The organism is Nostoc sp., from assembly GCF_041747015.1.
Classification (GTDB): Bacteria; Cyanobacteriota; Cyanobacteriia; order Cyanobacteriales; family Nostocaceae; genus Nostoc.
This window is the reverse complement of the sequence record NZ_JBGTFY010000361.1, coordinates 1-16773: the sequence shown is the minus strand read 5'-3', so window position 1 is coordinate 16773 and position 16773 is coordinate 1. Positions and strand designations below refer to the sequence as shown.

The 16773-nt window shown below is 42.4% G+C and carries 19 protein-coding genes and 2 pseudogenes; 11 read left to right on the top strand and 10 right to left on the bottom strand.

All coding sequences use genetic code 11. The features are described from left to right. The 6 genes from aksA to ACEW80_RS28935 all read left to right on the top strand — a co-directional run. Positions 1-795 (top strand): homoaconitate hydratase (gene aksA / locus ACEW80_RS28960; protein ID WP_373529912.1); only part of this gene is annotated, 795 nt, incomplete at its 5' end. After that, positions 785-1072, top strand: coding sequence for a nitrogen fixation protein NifZ (locus ACEW80_RS28955; RefSeq protein WP_334811376.1), 288 nt, complete (start codon positions 785-787; stop codon positions 1070-1072). The genes aksA and ACEW80_RS28955, both read left to right, overlap by 11 nt. Beyond that, positions 1047-1250, top strand: coding sequence for a putative nitrogen fixation protein NifT (gene nifT / locus ACEW80_RS28950; RefSeq protein ID WP_196516559.1), 204 nt, complete (start codon positions 1047-1049; stop codon positions 1248-1250). Before ACEW80_RS28955 ends, nifT begins: the two co-directional genes overlap by 26 nt. 106 nt (positions 1251-1356) lie before the next feature. Next, positions 1357-1899: a (2Fe-2S) ferredoxin domain-containing protein gene (locus tag ACEW80_RS28945; protein WP_373529911.1), complete on the top strand. Its 543-nt coding sequence runs from the start codon at positions 1357-1359 to the stop codon at positions 1897-1899. Positions 1900-2139: 240 nt separating this feature from the next. Next, positions 2140-3306, top strand: a complete 1167-nt coding sequence (locus tag ACEW80_RS28940; protein WP_373529910.1) for a PD-(D/E)XK nuclease family protein — start codon at positions 2140-2142, stop codon at positions 3304-3306. A gap of 51 nt (positions 3307-3357) precedes the next feature. Further along, positions 3358-3933 carry a Uma2 family endonuclease gene (locus ACEW80_RS28935; RefSeq protein WP_373529909.1) on the top strand — a complete coding sequence of 192 codons (576 nt, stop codon included), beginning with the start codon at positions 3358-3360 and terminating at the stop codon, positions 3931-3933. A 52-nt stretch (positions 3934-3985) separates the two neighbouring features. On the opposite strand, the pseudogene ACEW80_RS28930 reads toward ACEW80_RS28935, so the two are convergent. The 4 genes and pseudogenes from ACEW80_RS28930 to ACEW80_RS28915 all read right to left on the bottom strand — a co-directional run bounded on the left by ACEW80_RS28930 (position 3986) and on the right by ACEW80_RS28915 (position 6942). Continuing rightward, positions 3986-4414, bottom strand: a pseudogene (locus ACEW80_RS28930) (type II toxin-antitoxin system VapC family toxin). Continuing rightward, positions 4411-4659, bottom strand: a complete 249-nt coding sequence (locus ACEW80_RS28925) for a plasmid stability protein (protein ID WP_373529908.1) — start codon at positions 4657-4659, stop codon at positions 4411-4413. Before ACEW80_RS28925 ends, ACEW80_RS28930 begins: the two are co-directional and overlap by 4 nt. Before the next feature lie 119 nt (positions 4660-4778). Beyond that, complete coding sequence (locus ACEW80_RS28920) at positions 4779-6155, bottom strand: 1-acyl-sn-glycerol-3-phosphate acyltransferase (RefSeq protein WP_373529907.1); 1377 nt, start codon at positions 6153-6155, stop codon at positions 4779-4781. 187 nt (positions 6156-6342) lie between these two features. Beyond that, positions 6343-6942: a Uma2 family endonuclease gene (locus ACEW80_RS28915; RefSeq protein WP_373529906.1), complete on the bottom strand. Its 600-nt coding sequence runs from the start codon at positions 6940-6942 to the stop codon at positions 6343-6345. A gap of 208 nt (positions 6943-7150) precedes the next feature. Here ACEW80_RS28915 and ACEW80_RS28910 point away from each other — a divergent pair, with 208 nt between their 5' ends. The 3 genes from ACEW80_RS28910 to ACEW80_RS28900 all read left to right on the top strand — a co-directional run bounded on the left by ACEW80_RS28910 (position 7151) and on the right by ACEW80_RS28900 (position 10354). After that, positions 7151-7522, top strand: a complete 372-nt coding sequence (locus ACEW80_RS28910) for a pentapeptide repeat-containing protein (RefSeq protein WP_373529905.1) — start codon at positions 7151-7153, stop codon at positions 7520-7522. Between the two features lie 65 nt (positions 7523-7587). Further along, the gene (locus ACEW80_RS28905) at positions 7588-9402 is read left to right on the top strand and encodes a proline--tRNA ligase (RefSeq protein ID WP_373529904.1); all 1815 of its coding nucleotides are present in this window, start codon (positions 7588-7590) and stop codon (positions 9400-9402) included. A 334-nt stretch (positions 9403-9736) separates the two neighbouring features. Beyond that, the gene (locus ACEW80_RS28900) at positions 9737-10354 is read left to right on the top strand and encodes a GerMN domain-containing protein (RefSeq protein ID WP_373529903.1); all 618 of its coding nucleotides are present in this window, start codon (positions 9737-9739) and stop codon (positions 10352-10354) included. Between the two features lie 152 nt (positions 10355-10506). On the opposite strand, the gene ACEW80_RS28895 is transcribed toward ACEW80_RS28900, so the two are convergent. From ACEW80_RS28895 to efp, 3 genes are all read right to left on the bottom strand, one after another. After that, positions 10507-10815: an ArsR/SmtB family transcription factor gene (locus ACEW80_RS28895; protein ID WP_373529902.1), complete on the bottom strand. Its 309-nt coding sequence runs from the start codon at positions 10813-10815 to the stop codon at positions 10507-10509. A gap of 190 nt (positions 10816-11005) precedes the next feature. Then, positions 11006-11563 (bottom strand): acetyl-CoA carboxylase biotin carboxyl carrier protein, encoded by a 558-nt coding sequence (gene accB / locus ACEW80_RS28890; protein ID WP_373529901.1) that lies wholly within the window; start codon positions 11561-11563, stop codon positions 11006-11008. A 109-nt stretch (positions 11564-11672) separates the two neighbouring features. Then, positions 11673-12230 carry an elongation factor P gene (gene efp / locus ACEW80_RS28885; protein WP_373529900.1) on the bottom strand — a complete coding sequence of 186 codons (558 nt, stop codon included), beginning with the start codon at positions 12228-12230 and terminating at the stop codon, positions 11673-11675. Between the two features lie 240 nt (positions 12231-12470). On the opposite strand from efp, the gene ACEW80_RS28880 reads away from it, so the two are divergent. Continuing rightward, a complete protein-coding gene (locus ACEW80_RS28880) occupies positions 12471-13577 on the top strand; it encodes a peptidylprolyl isomerase (protein ID WP_373529899.1) in 1107 nt (368 codons plus the stop codon). A 64-nt stretch (positions 13578-13641) separates the two neighbouring features. Here the strand turns inward: ACEW80_RS28880 and ACEW80_RS28875 are convergent, their stop codons facing one another. Further along, positions 13642-14244, bottom strand: a complete 603-nt coding sequence (locus ACEW80_RS28875; protein WP_373529898.1) for a Uma2 family endonuclease — start codon at positions 14242-14244, stop codon at positions 13642-13644. 132 nt (positions 14245-14376) lie between these two features. Between ACEW80_RS28875 and thiL the strand changes: the two genes are divergently transcribed. Next, the gene (gene thiL, locus ACEW80_RS28870; RefSeq protein ID WP_373529913.1) at positions 14377-15399 is read left to right on the top strand and encodes a thiamine-phosphate kinase; all 1023 of its coding nucleotides are present in this window, start codon (positions 14377-14379) and stop codon (positions 15397-15399) included. 61 nt (positions 15400-15460) lie between these two features. Here the strand turns inward: thiL and ACEW80_RS28865 are convergent, their stop codons facing one another. Further along, a complete protein-coding gene (locus ACEW80_RS28865) occupies positions 15461-16474 on the bottom strand; it encodes a type I glyceraldehyde-3-phosphate dehydrogenase (RefSeq protein ID WP_373529897.1) in 1014 nt (337 codons plus the stop codon). 116 nt (positions 16475-16590) lie between these two features. Next, positions 16591-16773: pseudogene (locus tag ACEW80_RS28860) on the bottom strand (hypothetical protein); the annotation flags it as partial.

Sequence of the window (16773 nt, the reverse complement as noted above, 5' to 3'; positions counted from 1 at the left end):
AGTTTGCAAAAACTCAAAGACTCAATCAACTTCGCCCTCGATCAAGGTCTTTGGGTAGCAGTCGGCGGAGAAGATTCTTCCAGGGCTGATGAAAACTTCCTCTTAGATGTAGCACTTTATGCCCAAGAATGGGGTGCATCCCGCTTCCGTTTCTGTGACACTGTAGGAGTTCTCGACCCCTTCACCACCTACACCAAAGTCCAAAGGCTGGTTTCCGCGTTGACGATTCCCCTAGAAATCCACACGCATAATGATTTTGGTCTGGCAACTGCCAACGCCCTTGCGGGTATCAAAGCCGGAGCCTCATCAGTGAATACCACAGTCAACGGATTGGGTGAACGGGCAGGAAATGCAGCATTAGAAGAAGTAGTCATGGCGATCAAACGCATTTACGGCGTTGATTTGGGCATTGACACACCCAGTTTGCTGGAACTTTCTCAACTAGTAGCAGCTGCATCAGGAGCAGATGTACCACCCTGGAAAGCGATCGTTGGCGAAAATACTTTTGCTCACGAATCTGGCATCCATGCTCACGGGGTATTGCAAAATCCCATCACCTACGAACCATTTGCTCCCGAAGAGGTGGGTTGGGAACGGCGTTTAGTATTAGGTAAACATTCTGGACGGCATTTGGTTTCAAACTTGCTAGAACAGCATGGAATTTTCTTGAACTCCCAAGAAACCCAGTCTGTTTTAGATGCAGTGCGCCATCAATCGGTACAGAAAAAACGCAGTTTGACGACAGAAGAACTATTGAATTTGGTCAGAGAACAGAGGTACTCTCATGCAACGTGATGAATTAGAACTAAACTTACCACCTGCTTTTGAAATTGGTGAAAAAGTAAGAGTTCGTAAACTGCTCAAAAACGATGGTACTTTTCCTGGTAAGGAAGTCGGCCAAGTTTTAGTAAACAAGGGAGATATCGGCTACATAGCAAGTATAGGCACATATTTGCAGAGTTCCTATATCTATGCTGTGCATTTCTTAGAAACAGGGTTCGTCGTCGGCTGTATGAAAAAAGAACTAGAATCTGTTGAGGAATCTCATGAAAGTAATGCTACGCATGAATGACGCCGGCACTTTAGTAGTTTACGTTGCTAAAAAAGACCTTGAAGAAGAAGTCGTCAAACAAACCGATGGAAATGATGGCAAGATTCTCACCCTAGCAAATGGTTGGGAATTGGAATTTAGTGAATTGCCAGATGCAGCCAATTTACCCAAAACTGTAGAAGCTAAACGCCTCGCATAAAAACAGTTAGGAGGGATGAGTTAGGAGTTATGAATTTTAACTTCTAACTCTTAACTTATGACGAATGACGAATGACGAATGACTAATTACTAACTTTTTATCAATCATGGGTGACAAGTACTTTACGTTATCAGAATTGAATCTTGAGGGACAGTTACTAGGTTTTGTTGGTGGTGAACCAGGAAAATATAAATACTTACAATTGGCTGTTCCAACTGGAAATGTGGAAATTAAACTGTCTAAAGAGTTGCGCCGTTCTCTAAGTTTATCCTTAGTTCCTGGTCAGCAAATTCGCGTTTATGGTCATAGTAAATTAGACTCGCACACAAGTAAAATTAAAATCAAAGCCTATCGAGTCATACCAATTGATGGTTATCCAAATCAAGATTTACCACCTCAACCCAAAGCGAGGATTATGGTATGTCAAAAGTCTGGTTGCCTCAAACGTGGTGGTAAAGAGTTATTATCAGAATTAGAAAAAACTTTGGGCGATCGCAATTTGTTAGACAAAGTTACCATTGAATATACTAGCTGCCAAAAATGCTGTAGTAGCGCCCCCAACTGGGTTTTAGAAATTGGTAACAAGAAATACAAGAATATTTCTACTAATGCGATCGCATCTTTGCTAGAAAGTCACTTAACAGAGTAATAACCTTCTCTAGCTATTCTTAAAATAATACACAACTTTGTAGGGGTAAAATTTTTACCCTTATTTGTTGTAAATATACCTTGTCAAAGTGCGATCGGCTAAGTTATAACTGCTGCAACGCTAGTAATAACGAATACAAGCAGAACTTATAAGAATTTTCTGTAGTCTTGCTCAAGCAGGACTACAAGCTTAGTTATTGTGTATAACTTTTTTGGAATTACCATAAATACTTAAAAATAAATGTCTTTGTTTACCAATTTACTCAATCTGCATTCGGGAAGTAAACCGCGTGAAGATTTTTTTACTGAGATTGTTGTTTATTTTTTGTCGCTGAATAATGATATTTTACTTAGTTGGCTAAAACATCACTCAATCATCAGTGATGATAATTATTCCAGCATCAAGATTTCAACTCAACAAGAACATCAAGCACTGGCGATCCATAGTGAGGATAGTAGACTTGATATTGTGGTTGAACTCTCAACTGGTTTAAATACAGATGTAATATTTATTGAATCAAAAATTGGCTCTAAGGATGGAAATAATGCTTTAAGAAAATATGCTGATATTTTGAGCAATTTATCAAATGTTAGACATCAAACTCTAATTTACATTACCCGTGATTATGACCCAAAAGAAGAAATCAAAAAATATTGCCTTGATTTATCACCCAAGGTAAGTTTTGTCCAACTGAGGTGGTATCAGTTTTATAGCTTTTTAAAAGAACGTGCATTTGATATCTTAGCCCAAGAAATATTAGTTTTCATGAGGAATAATAGAATGTCTCAGAATAATCAATTTTCATCAGTTGACTTATTGACAATGGTAAATTTTAACAAAACTCTCAATCTCATGGAATTAACTCTCAATGATGAAGTTAAAAAAGAATTCAAGCAAGCTTTTGAAGGTGTCAATAAATCTGAAGTGGATAGCTTTTACCAGTGGAAATCTAAAAATAGATATATAATTGGCACTAGTTTATCTAGCAGAAAATGGGATTTATGGTGCGGTCTTGGATACTTCAATTTAAATCCAAGTAATTTAACTGATTATCCATATCTAGGTATATTTTTGCAGGTTTCTCCGAATTTTGGAGAACGTCCAAAAATTATTAAGTCCATGCAGAAAGTAATTAACGATAAACCCAATATATGGATTCCTGCTAATTTAACAATTTTGCCAGCATGGTCAGCTATTTTTTATCAAAAAAGCCTACAAGAGTTTTTATCTGAAAAAGACCACGTATCTGCTATTAAATTATTTTTCCAAGAGTCAATAAAGGAATTAAAAACGGTTCAAGAACAATATTTTGACTTTCCTTGGAAGGGTGTAAGTATAGAAACAACTACAGAAGCTGATCAAGAAGAAGAGCTAGATATCTTATCAACTTCTATCGGTGCAGTTTAATCAGTTACAGCTATATTAAGATAAAAGTAACTCTGCGTTCTCGTAATTGTTATGAGCTTTACCACTGCTAAACGCTTTACTATAGCTGAATATCACCGTCTAGCTGAACTCGGCTTCTTTGAGGAGAATAAGCGAGTAGAGCTAATTAAGGGTGAAATAGTCCAGATGGCAGCAAAAGGTACACCGCACTCTGTTTGTCAAACACGCCTAGCGAGAGAATCATATAAGTTAGTAGGCGAGCGCGCAACCCTGCGAGGACAACAACCAATTACTTTGTCTAACTACAGTGAGCCTGAACCAGATAGAGTAATTGCAAAAAATAGAGATGATGACTATCTAGCCAATCATCCCAGCCCATCTGATATTTTACTCTTAATTGAGATTGCCGATTCATCCTTAAAATATGACCAAGAGGAAAAGCTACCTATTTATGCCGAAGCAGGTATTTCTGATTATTGGATATTTAATTTAGTAGATAATTATCTAGAGTGCTATAGTGAACCTTATCAAGCTTTGCAAGGTAAATTTGGTTATCGTCGCAAGTTGATTTATCTGCCAAACGAATCAGTTAATCTGCCATGTTTCCCTGATTTATTTGTGAATTTATCCAAGATATTTCCAGGTTAGAATGTAAGGAGCAGCGTTGTCTACGCTCGACCCAGATGATAGTGTATAGCTTCTATTTTCTGGGGAGTTCCCAAGGATTAATAATAGAAATACCACACCCTTCAAAGTCGGAGAAATTGCGTCTTGCTATAGTTGCTGCATGGATGTAACAAATAGCTGCAATTTGAGCATCATCTTGGGAAATAGGAGTACCATTGTGTCTTCTTTGAGATGCAATATTAGCAAAAGCTACAGCAGCAGCTTGATCAAAAGGAAGAACACGCCCAGCGAAATCTTCTGAGAACATAAGTTGTGCTGCTTGACTAAGTTCACCTCGCCGTTTTCCCGCAGGGAGTAAGGCAATACCATAGAGAATTTATGCTTGAGTGATTGTTGTGGTAAACAGAGTCATTAAGGATTCTTGAGCAGCCCAACTACGAACTATTTCAGACTTTTTAGGCTTCATTAATTCTGATAAAACGTTTGTATCAAGAATAATCATTCTTCAAATGTTGATACGCTGCGAATAGGTTCTCTAGGAATTTCTGGTAATTCAAAGTCTCCTAAATTGGCAAAACGTTCCTCAAGTATAGTAGCTAAGTTTAAAGCATATTCGTGATTTTCTGTTAGAGCCATACGAAGAATTTCTCTGGCTTCTTCTTCTAGGGAGCGACCATGTTTTTCGGCTCGTTTTTTTAAACGAGATTTGATGTCATCATCAAGATTAGATATAGTAATATTGTTCATAATCAATTCATAAAATTATTACCAAAGTCGCGTAATTGAATAAGCATCAAATGCTGTATCTGCACTAATAATTGGTATTTTCTCTACCATCGCTTGAGGAATCAAGATTCTATCAAAAGTCAAATTAAACTTTCCAATGCGTGTTGCAAATCATTTGTCACATCAGCAACAGCTTGTCTAGCAGCCAAACGATTCTCTTGATACGCCGGGTAACGCTCAGAAATAGATATGGGTTCACCCACAGTTATTTTTACCTTTTGCTTACCCAATTGTGGACGATGTACACCTCTATCGCCTTTGATTTTAGCGATCATTTTCCATAAAATTAAAGTTGTCTCAGCAAACCTTTCTGGTGTTGGATTTTCACGAATGTAATTACCAGAAACAGCCACAAAACTCTCTACTAAACGCATATGCCACATCCGCGCATTTGCTTCTTCAGCAACGCGATCGCCTAAAGCTCTTTCGACAGCAGAGACTCCTTTTACATCCTTAAATTCTTCTCTAAATATATAATTCCAACCGGCTTGTTCTACTCGCTGACATCGATCCCTCAAACTACCTTTTGACTGCAAATTAAAATACTGTTCTGATATTAACAGCGCTGCATTTAACAAAGCTTGTAAACGAACTGATAACGCTTCATTTCTATCTTCGATCTCTACTGTTTTGACATCTGCCAGCTTTTGATGATAGAACCGCGTGTAAAATTCTTCCATCAGCGAAAGTAAATGTTCTGCCAAAGTTAATAACCGGGGATAAAGCGACTCCATCGAAGCAAGTTCTGGTGGATTCACAGGTAAACCACTAGCCGTTTCCAATTCACTTAAAAGATTGGCGATCGCATCCCAAGGAGCATCAACGTAACTATATTTAATCCCAACTGGTACAATTAGAACCTGTTGATCGCGTCCAGCTTTTTGCAAATCTTCAGCACACCAAAAGCCTAATTGGGCAATACCAGGTTCCAATGGGCTAATATTCTCTGATAAACCATTGGTAGCACCTTCTGGCGCAGCCGCCATCGGGAATTTCCCATTGGCAAACAAGTCACGCGCCGAACGTAACCCCGTCCAGTCAGCTTTACCGCGCTGAATCGGAGTACCACCTAAACGAGAAGCAATCCAACCTACATAAGAACCTGCCCAGAGAGGAATGCCGCGATCGTAGATAAAATGAGCGTGAATCGGAAGTTGTAGCATTGTACCTTGCGATCGCGCTACCTTTGGCACTAGTTGAGAAAACAAGTAACTCAAACAAAATGGATCGTCTGTTTTCGGATGGCGAAATGCCAGCATAAAACGGATCTTACCCTCCTGAAACTGTCGATAGAGATCCACTAAATCTTCTACGTTGTCTGCTTCAATTTGGGTAATAGCTGTTTGCCAATTAATATAAGTTGGTAGCAACAGATGGACAACTCGTAGAAATAACGGGTTAAATGCCGGAGGAATAAATTCTAAGGGTGCCTGTGCTTGATAAATTACATCTGCCAAGGTAGTTTCTCCTAAAGTTGCCGCGATTTCTCATCGCCCGGTGTTATTTCTTTTAAGATATCTTAACGGCTGTAAAATGCCCTGACAACTGAAGTCGCAGCTACACAAAAAAACCTCCTCCGCAGGTTTTTCTAACCAATTCTGTTGATTTGAAGCGCTAAGTTTGTGATGGGCAAAACTGCCATCCTTAAAAATTAATGCGACGATAGATTTCAGTCAGGGGAAGTTCTACGTTTAAACTGTGGAGAATGATCGCCCGCTCAAGGTTAGAGTGAACTTGCCATAGCCAGCGATCATTACTGTTACGATCTTTGTTGTGATATTGCTCAATGTAGGGTTCAGTTTGGCTCACAAGCAGATATTCGCAAAAGCTGCTAAGAGAGCGATATTTTCTGAACTTTTCGCCTCGATCGTAAGCTTCCGTAGAGGGTGATAGAACTTCGACAATGAGTAAAGGATTGAGAATTTCATCATTGCGATTGCCATTAAACTCTGGTTTGCCATTAACAACCATCAAATCGGTATAAGTACCACACTGATATTCAGGAATCCAAACTCGCAAGTCGCTGTTATACAAACGAAAATCGGTGTCTCTCAGCAAAAACCCCAAGTAAATTAATAAGTTGCTGGCGATCGCACTGTGGGCTTCTGTTCCTCCCGACATAGTAATAATCTCTCCGTTGCGGTATTCATGGCGTTCTGGGTTACTTTCTTCCATAGCCCGATACTCGTCTAACGTGAGGCGAGTTGTGATTACATCTGGGGGACTGCTTTGAGCAAAGACCACAATCAACCTCTTAAATAATTAGCTCTAAAACTATTATCAGCAACGGGACGAAGAATTGCCAATCACAGATATAAAGATAGTTTTGCTGGTTTCCCCTGGCGCAAAGGTGAGTGTAGCATTGGATATTGTGTAGTCACTGCCTGCGATCGCATTAAAGTTGGCAACTGCATCTTCATTTATATTGGTGTCACCGGAGATATTGTTGATTATGGATGCTGAAGAGTTGTTGCAGCGATATGCTGCTGGGGAAAGAGATTTCGTTGGCGTTGGATTGGATGATGTGGATGTTAGTGGGGCTAATCTGAGTAACATTAACCTGAGTAGAGCCAGTATGAACCAATTCTTTGCTGACGGAGCTAATTTGAGTGGCGCTGACTTGAGTAAAGCCATTATTTATCAAGCCGGTTTCAACGAGGTAAATCTTGCTGGAGCTAACTTGAGTGAGGCTGATTTGGGAGATTGTGGATTCCGAAGAGCTAATTTGAGTCGCGCTGATTTGAGTGGCGCTGATTTGAGTGGCGCTACCTTTCGTTACACCAGAATGCCTGATGAGAGCATCCGTAGCGATAGCTGCGAATGAATCAGGATTTATTGAAATAATATACGTTTATAAACAAATTAGAGATTCTGGAAAGGAAATAAACGATGCGACTTTCACAAATGTTATTCGTTACACTCCGGGATGATCCAGCTGATGCTGAGATTCCTAGCCATAAATTATTACTCCGTGCAGGCTACATTCGTCGCATCGGTAGCGGTATTTATGCTTATCTGCCTTTAATGTGGCGGGTATTGCAAAAAGTTTCCCAGATTGTGCGGGAAGAAATGAATGCTACAGGCGCACAAGAATGTCTTTTGCCACAATTACAACCGGCTGATTTATGGAAGGAATCGGGACGCTGGGACACTTACACGAAAGCTGAGGGGATTATGTTTTCTCTAATTGACCGCCGTGAGCAACAATTAGGATTAGGCCCAACTCATGAGGAAGTCATCACAGCGATCGCTCGTGATATGATTCGCTCTTATCGCCAACTACCACTACATCTCTACCAAATTCAAACCAAATTCCGCGATGAAATTCGTCCCCGCTTTGGTTTAATGCGCGGACGAGAGTTTATCATGAAGGACGGCTACTCGTTCCATGCCGATGAAGCCAGCCTCAAAGAAACTTACCAGGATATGTATAACGCCTACAGCAATATCCTGCGGCGTTCTGGTTTAGCTTTTCGGGCAGTGGAAGCTGATTCTGGTGCAATTGGTGGTTCTGGTTCCACAGAATTTATGATTTTGGCGGAAGCTGGCGAAGATGAAGTTCTCTACACTGAGGATGGCAAATACGCCGCCAACGTAGAAAAGGCTGTTTCTTTACCAATTGACGCCGAAACCTCACGGTTTACAACCTACGAGAAACGCGATACACCTGGAACAGAAACTATTGAAAAGGTCTGTCAACTCCTCAACTGTTCTCCGACTCAATTAGTGAAAAATGTCCTTTATCAGATAGTTTATGATAATGCAATAACGGTGTTGGTTCTAGTGAACATTCGAGGCGATCAGGAAGTTAATGAAGTCAAATTGCAAAATGAATTGACTAAATTAGCTCCTGAATATGGCGCTAAAACTATTATTAGCTTGAATGTACCAAATGTAGAAGCTCAACAAGCATGGACAGCGAAATCTCTACCTTTAGGCTACATTGCGCCAGATATCGCAGATGAGTATATTGCCGCCAAAAAACAAATCCATCCCAAGTTTTTGCGCTTAGTGGATCAAACTGCTGTTGATTTAAAAAACTTTGTTACAGGTGCAAATGAAGCTGGTTATCACGTAGTTGGTGCTAATTGGGGTGAGCAATTTAAACTACCAGAAAGAGTAGTAGATATCCGTAAGTCAAGACCAGGCGATCGCGCCATTCACAACCCAGAACAAACTCTGGCAAGCGCCCGTGGAATTGAAGCCGGTCATATTTTCCAATTAGGTACTAAATACTCCCAAGCGATGGGAGCAACTTATACCAATGAACAGGGTGAAGAAAAGCCGCTATTTATGGGTTGTTTTGGCGTAGGCGTATCACGATTAGCACAAGCCGCCGTAGAGCAATCTTATGATAAAGATGGGATTATTTGGCCAGTTGCGATCGCACCTTATCACGCGATCGTCACAATTCCTAACATTAAAGATGCTCAACAAGTCGAAATCGCCCAAAAACTTTACACAGAACTCAATCAAGCCGGAATTGAAACCCTACTCGATGACCGCGATGAAAGGGCGGGAGTAAAATTTAAAGACGCTGACTTGATTGGTATACCTTATAGAATTGTAACCGGACGGGCGATCGCTAATGGCAAAGTCGAAGTTGTAGAAAGAGCCACCCGTAAATCTCAAGAAATTGTCATTGATGAAGTTACAGCTATACTCCAACAATGGATTACCGCCGCAATTCAGGTAAAAAATTAAACATCAAGATTTACGTAGAGGAATAAATACTTTACTTTGCGTTCCTCTGCGTTTTCCAGCCTGCGGCAAGCCGCAAAAGCGTCTACAGCGTTCCTTTGCGTTGTAAATTTAATCATCTCCAAAAAGAATAAGATTTACATAATTTGGCAGGTGACGGATTAGAAATAAAAATTCTAAAATCGAATTAGGGACTTGCATTATTAAAAATAATCGCATTTTGAGGCATAAAGTCTCCTCCCGGTTGGGGGAAACTCTTCAATTACAAGTATCGTCCTTAACTAGGCTGCTCCTCACATAACGACCATCTCAGCCCTCAGTCAGAAAGGTTTTGAACATGAAAGACCAGCAAGGATCTAATCGTATTTCTTCAGGCGTAATTGCAGCCGTCTCCGTAGCGGTTGTAGCGGTGGGTGGAAGTGTAGCTTGGATTACCTCGCAGTCCAGCAATTATCCTACACCATCAAACCCCTCTGGGCGCATCGACCAGCCAGCACAGCCATCAACTAGGCAGCCAGGTAATGAGCAAACCGCTAACGTTTATTGGCTAAGATCAAAGGAAAATGACAAAAATGTTGCTTTAGTTCCCCAGCCTGTTAAAATAGCCTCTGTACTACCCAACCAGCCTTTAGAAGCAGCTTTCCAAACTTTGTTAGCAGGGCCGACAGAAGGGACAGATTCGACAACTATCCCCAAAGGAACCAAGCTGTTGGGGCTGAAGGCGGAAAATGATCAGGTTCACGTTAATTTATCTGAAGATTTTACCAGCGGTGGTGGTAGCACTTCAATGATGGGTCGCGTGGGACAAGTTGTTTACACTGCGACAACTTTAAATCCCAAAGCCAAGGTGTACATTGACGTGAACGGCAAACCGTTGGATGTTTTAGGCGGTGAGGGTGTAGAGTTACAACAACCGCTAACTCGTGAAAGCTTTCAGAAAAATTATCCCCTTTAGTCATTGGTCATTGGTTATTGGTTATTGGTCATTGGTCATCGGTCATTCGTCATTAGTCATTGGTCATTAGTTTTGGACAAATGACAAAGGACAAAGGACGAATGACAACTGACCTAACGATTGCTATTTAACACCCGAAAATTATGGGCTTGCTATTCTAACCTTGTGGCGAGGCGATCGCAAACCCGGTTACACAACTCAAAAATCATTTGATCTTCCACCCGATAATAGGCGCAAGTTCCTTCACTGCGGCGGGCAAGGATACCTGCTTGCCACATTACCTTCAGGTGTTTTGACACATTTGCCTGAGAAGTCTGTGTTGCCTCTACCAACTCTTGAACACATTTTTCTTCATCCCGTAGTAAATGTAGCAGCCGCAGACGCATCGGCTCACTTAACAGGCTGAAGTATTCAGCTACTTGTTGCACCACTTCTGGTGGTAAAGCCAACGCTTGTTTCATCAGGATTAACCCGCAAGGACTGAAAGTTTTGACAGGAAAGAATTCAGGAGTCAGTCCTCAGAATTCAGTATAAATTAGAGTCCGAGTGGCGGGTCTAAATCCCCTAGCTTCTTATTCTAAATTCTGAATTCTGGATTCTGAATTCTGCATTCTTCTTTAACGATGACTCACTTGATATATACATTAATACTTAATCAGGGTTAATTCGCATTAAAGGTTGACCATATTCTACGGCATCACCATTTTCGAGGAGAATTTCCATCACCTGTCCAGAGACTTCGGCTTCGATTTCATTCATCAGCTTCATTGCCTCAATGATACAGACTGTTTGACCCTTGCGGACGCGATCGCCCACTTCCACAAAAGTCGCTTCCCCTGGTGCAGGAGCGCGATAAAACGTTCCCACCATTGGGGAAGGCACTTCTACTAATCTCTGGTCAATGGTTGAGGGAGGATTTACTGATAGCTGTAATTGCGTCCCAGTTCCAGTATTCTCAAACACGCGAGTTGTAGACACCTCCGTTACCTGACTTGTGGCCACTTGGTTTCCCGGAGATGAACCCGATGTCAAGCCCGAACCTACCACATTGCCTAAGCTTGCTTGACCTACTGACAACACCTGATTGCTGATGCTCACAGCCTTACGGACTGTTAGTTCAAAGTCATCACTTTTGAGGGTAACTTCTGCAATATCGGTTTGGGCGATAGTTGCCAGTAGTTGGCGGATTTCATTAAAGTCCAATGGCACAGTTTTTATTACCTCGACCTATTCGTAAATTAGTATCTTAAATGTGGCAGGGATTAAATCCCTATGTAGGGATTTCAATTGGGAGCAAACATCTCCGTAGAGATGAAAGTTATTCCCTGCTAATATATTTATCTTCCTGAGTATCAACACGGATGCGTTCACCTTGGGAAATAAACAAAGGAACCATCACAATTGCGCCAGTTTCCAGAGTTGCTGGTTTTGACCCACCTGTGGCAGTGTCACCTTTTAAACCTGGATCTGTTTCGACAATTTCCAGAACCACAGACTTAGGCAATTCTACTCCTAGCACCTGTTCGCCCCAACGAATAACTTCGGCTTCCATACCTTCCTTGAGGTATTTGACGCGATCGCCAATTTGTGCGCGGGTCAATCTGCCTTCTTCGTAAGTTTCCATATCCATAAAGACGAACTCATCGCCCTCTTTATAGGTATGCTGCATCGTGCTTTTTTCTAGGGTAGCTTGCGGCAGCGATTCCCCTGCTCGGAACGTTTTTTCCATCACGTTCCCACTTTGGACATTTCTCAGTTTGGTTCTGACAAAAGCGGAACCTTTACCTGGCTTAACGTGCAGGAATTCGAGCACTCGCCATACAGACCCATCTAATACAATTGAAACACCGGGTCGAAAATCGTTACTGGAGATCATGAAACTTTCAAGTTTTGAAAGACAATCGGCATTTATTGTACCCTTCAAGCGGGGTAATTAGCTATTTAGTCATTGGGCATGGGGCATGGGGCATGGGGCATTGGGTATTGTCACTCACTCCCCACTCCCTGCACTTGCATTTCTTTTCACTCAGCACTCAAAACTCAGCACTCATGCTGTGGGAAGATTATTGATGGGTTACGTCCAGTCAACAATCTAATGCTGCATTTGAGTTATCCCATGCTTAACTTATTAAAATCCTGGCTGAAGAACAGCCTAATGGCAATACTGCTGGTAACAATATTTTTAGGCATAACTACAGCTGGGTGGACTCCCTTCAGTAGCGCCGCCCTGCCAGCAGGCAATGCAATTACTGACGGCAGAGCACTGTTGCGGTATGCACTCCCGATAGATAACAAACCTGTGCGGCAACTACAAGCCAGTTTAGAAGACATTTCTGCCCAACTAAGAGCTAATCGGCGGTGGGGTGCTATTTCCAAAGACATCAGCAAAGCATCCCGCATTCTTGATAAACCTTCCCAAATCTTAACAAGCGTTCCCCAAGAACGCCAACCCCAAGCCGAAGCTTGGATTACCGAGTTAAAATCTGGCGTGGGTAAACTGCAAGAATTAGCGAACAGCAAAGATAAAGAACAAATTCTGCAAGAGAGAGGTAAACTGCTGAATTTCGTCACTCAGCTAGAAGAGTCAATGGTGAAACAATTCCCCTTTGAAGTACCTGCCCAGTACAGTAACTTACCCCAACTTAAAGGTCGTGCCACTGTAGAGTTAAAAACTAACAAAGGCAATTTGACCCTTGTAGTTGACGGTTACAGCGCCCCCGTCACTGCTGGTAATTTTGTAGATTTGGTACAGAGGGGTTTTTATAATGGCTTAGAATTTACCCGTTCTGAAGAATCTTACTTTCTACAAACTGGAGATCCCGCCGGGAAAGACGTGGGTTTTATTGACCCAACAACGGGCAAATATCGCGCTATTCCCTTAGAAGTCTTAGTTCAGGGCGATAAAGCGCCTACCTATGGCATAACTCTCGAAGAAGCTGGTCGTTACGTTGATATGCCAGTTCTGCCTTTCTCTGCCTTTGGTGCAGTAGTAATGGCTCGTCCCGAAAGTGAAGTGAATGGTGGTTCATCACAATTTTTCTTTTTTCTGTTTGACTCGGAACTCACCCCTGCCGGACGCAATCTATTGGATGGTCGCTATGCCGTTTTTGGCTATCTCACCGAGGGCAAAGAAGTTTTGGATAAACTAAAGGCGGGTGACAAAATTGAATCAGTAAAAGTCGTTCAAGGAATAGAAAATCTAGTTGAGCCGCAAGCTGCATAAGAAGAGAGCAGGGGGAAGGGAGAAAATAATTCTTCTTGTACAGACGCGATTCATCGCGTCTCTCCTAACTCCCCTGACTAAGATTCCCGGCTGTAAACACCTGCTCAACAGCGTTCACGAAGTGTGCCGCAGGTATCGCTAACTCTGGAAAAATCCGTGATACAATTTTCTGAGTTGCGGTAAAAACTGTTTCTTCGTAAAATCCATCTTCCAGTATTAACACCGAAATTTTTGCTTTCAACGGGTCTACAATCCAATATTCAGAAACTTCTAAAGCCGCATATTCAGATCGCTTATGGCGATAATCCCGTTTCACCGACTCTGGACTCACCACCTCGACAATTAATAACGGCGGTGACTGAAATACGGCTGAGGCATTCAACAATTCTCTGGCTTGCTCCAGCGTCACTACACACAAATCAGTCAACCGAGATTTATTTCTACCCGTTCTCACACCACTTTCCCGAAAACAGAGCCAAGGAGAACTACAACGTTTTATTTCTGCATCTAGCACTTGCTCAAGAAATTTGGCAATCAGGAAATGTTCAATAGTAGGTGGGTTCATAAACTCTAGCCTCCCATCCACCAGTTCATAATGGAAATCGCTCCCATCATCATAGACTAAGTACTCTTCAAATGTAATGCTGGTTACTGGTGTTGTTACCATCCCAACTGACTCCTAGACGATACCCTTATCTTAAATCGTAAAGTGATGCACAAGCAGGGGAGCCGAGGAGAAGTCTTTGCCCAATGCCCAATGCCCAATGCCCAATGCCCAATGCCCAATGCCCAATGCCCAATGAACAGTGAGTTATCTGCTCTACAAGTAAAAGACATTGGTGAACAAGGTCTTTTGGAAAGATTACAGCGTTTCTGTCCTCCAGAAATTATCGGCGATGATGCAGCAGTACTTGAGACTGCACCAGAGCTATCTTTGGTAGTGACTACAGATGTGCTGGTTGATGGCGTACATTTTAGCAATGTCACCACTTCCCCAGAAGATGCTGGTTGGCGAGCTGCTGCTGCCAATTTATCAGATTTAGCAGCAATGGGTGCTTCGCCATTGGGAATCACTGTCGGGTTGGGACTCCCCGGTGAAGTTAGGGTGAGTTGGGTTGAGCGACTATACCAGGGAATGACAGAATGCCTGCAAAAATACAATACCTCAATTGTCGGGGGTGATATTGTGCGATCGCCTGTGACGACTCTGGCAATTACCGCTTTTGGCCAAGTTCATCCTACTCAAATTATCCGCCGTTCGGCTGCTGTTGTCGGGGATGCGATCGTCGTTACAGGTGTGCATGGAGCTTCCCACGCTGGCTTAGAACTGCTCTTGCATCCCGAATTGGGACAAAACCTCAACGACGCAGAACGCACGGCTCTAATCCGCGCACACCAACGCCCACAGCCACGATTAGATGTTTTACCAATCCTCTGGAAAATCTTAGCGTCCCCATGCCCCATGCCCATTTCTGGTATGGATAGCAGCGATGGTTTGGCAGATGCCATTATTCAAATTTGCTGCGCCAGTGGCGTTGGTGCTGTCATAGAACGCAGACAAATTTCCTTACCAGCGGCTTTTGATCATTGGCTGACACAAGAGCAAGCGCTAGAATATGCCCTCTACGGTGGCGAAGACTTTGAATTAGTGCTGTGTTTGCCACAAGAAATAGCATCAGCGTTGGTGCAACATCTTGATCGAGGTGCTGCGATCGTGGGCAGGATTACACCGGGATCAACAATACTATTGCACGACGAGCAAAAAAAATTCCCTGACCAAGTTCTGAGTCTTCGCCAGGGATTTCAACATTTTGGTCAATAGTCCTTTGTCCTTTGTCATTTTTCTAATGACTAATGACCAATGACAAATGACAAATGACAAATTATTGCCACTTCGCCGCTACCAATTCTGCTAAATCCAAAACTCGTTGGCTGTAACCCCACTCGTTGTCATACCATGCCATAACTTTTACCAGATCATTGCCCAAGACCAAAGTCAAGTTGGCATCAACAATTGAAGAAGCATCATGACCTTGATAATCAGACGATACCAATTCTAGTTCGCTGTAGGCCAAAATACCCTTAAGTGGACCTTCAGCAGCATCTTTCAGAGCTTGGTTAACTTCTTCCGTAATAGTACGCTTCTCAACCTGAACTACGAAATCTACCATTGAGACGTTCGGGGTCGGTACGCGTAAGGCAACACCATTTAGCTTGCCTTTAAGCTCTGGGATAACCAGCGCCACTGCCTTTGCCGCACCGGTGGAGGTGGGTACAATATTGATTGCTGCTGCCCTCGCCCGTCGCAAATCCCGGTGAGAAGCGTCTAGCAAGCGCTGATCGCCTGTATAACTATGGGTGGTGGTCATCGTACCTTTGATGATGCCGAATTTATCGTTCAACACCTTAGCGATCGGTGCCAAGCAGTTGGTTGTACAGCTAGCGTTGCTGATAATGTGGTGTATGTTGTGGTCATAGTCGTGATGATTCACACCAATCACAAAAGTACCATCCTCGTTTTTACCAGGAGCGGTAATCAGAACTTTCTTGGCTCCAGCATTCACATGCTTGAGCGCTCCTTCTTTGCTAGTAAATACCCCGGTTGCTTCGATAATTAGGTCAATTCCCCAATCTTTCCAGGGCAATTTTTCTGGGTTGCGATCGGATACGCATTTAACGGTCTTGCCATTAATGATGATGGAGTTATCATCGGCACTAATGTCAGCATCCTTGATCTTCCCTAGCATTGAGTCATACTTCAGCAGGTGAGCATTGGTTCTAGGGTCTGAAGTGTCATTAATAGCGACAAGATCGATTTGACTGTTTTCTCTACCCACCCAGCAACGCGCAAAGTTACGTCCAATCCGCCCGAAACCGTTGATTGCAACTCTAATCACAGTGTCTTGCCCTCTGTATTTATGCTTATATGTTGATATCGTTGACCCCAATCATATCGCAAAGGGGGGAAGTACTTATAACCATAAAGTGTTGAGTCAATAAAAAAACACATAATTTATTCAGATTTGTGGGAGTAAAGATTGTTGTTAATAATATATGATCTAACCGGTTCCGGGACTAAATAACGAATTGAGTGGCGTATTCCCTTGGCGTTGACGAAGTTATCGCGGCAAAATTTGCGAATTAGACTTGACGAAACTCCTACTAAAGGTATATCTAAGAGTTGCCAGTGAATGGT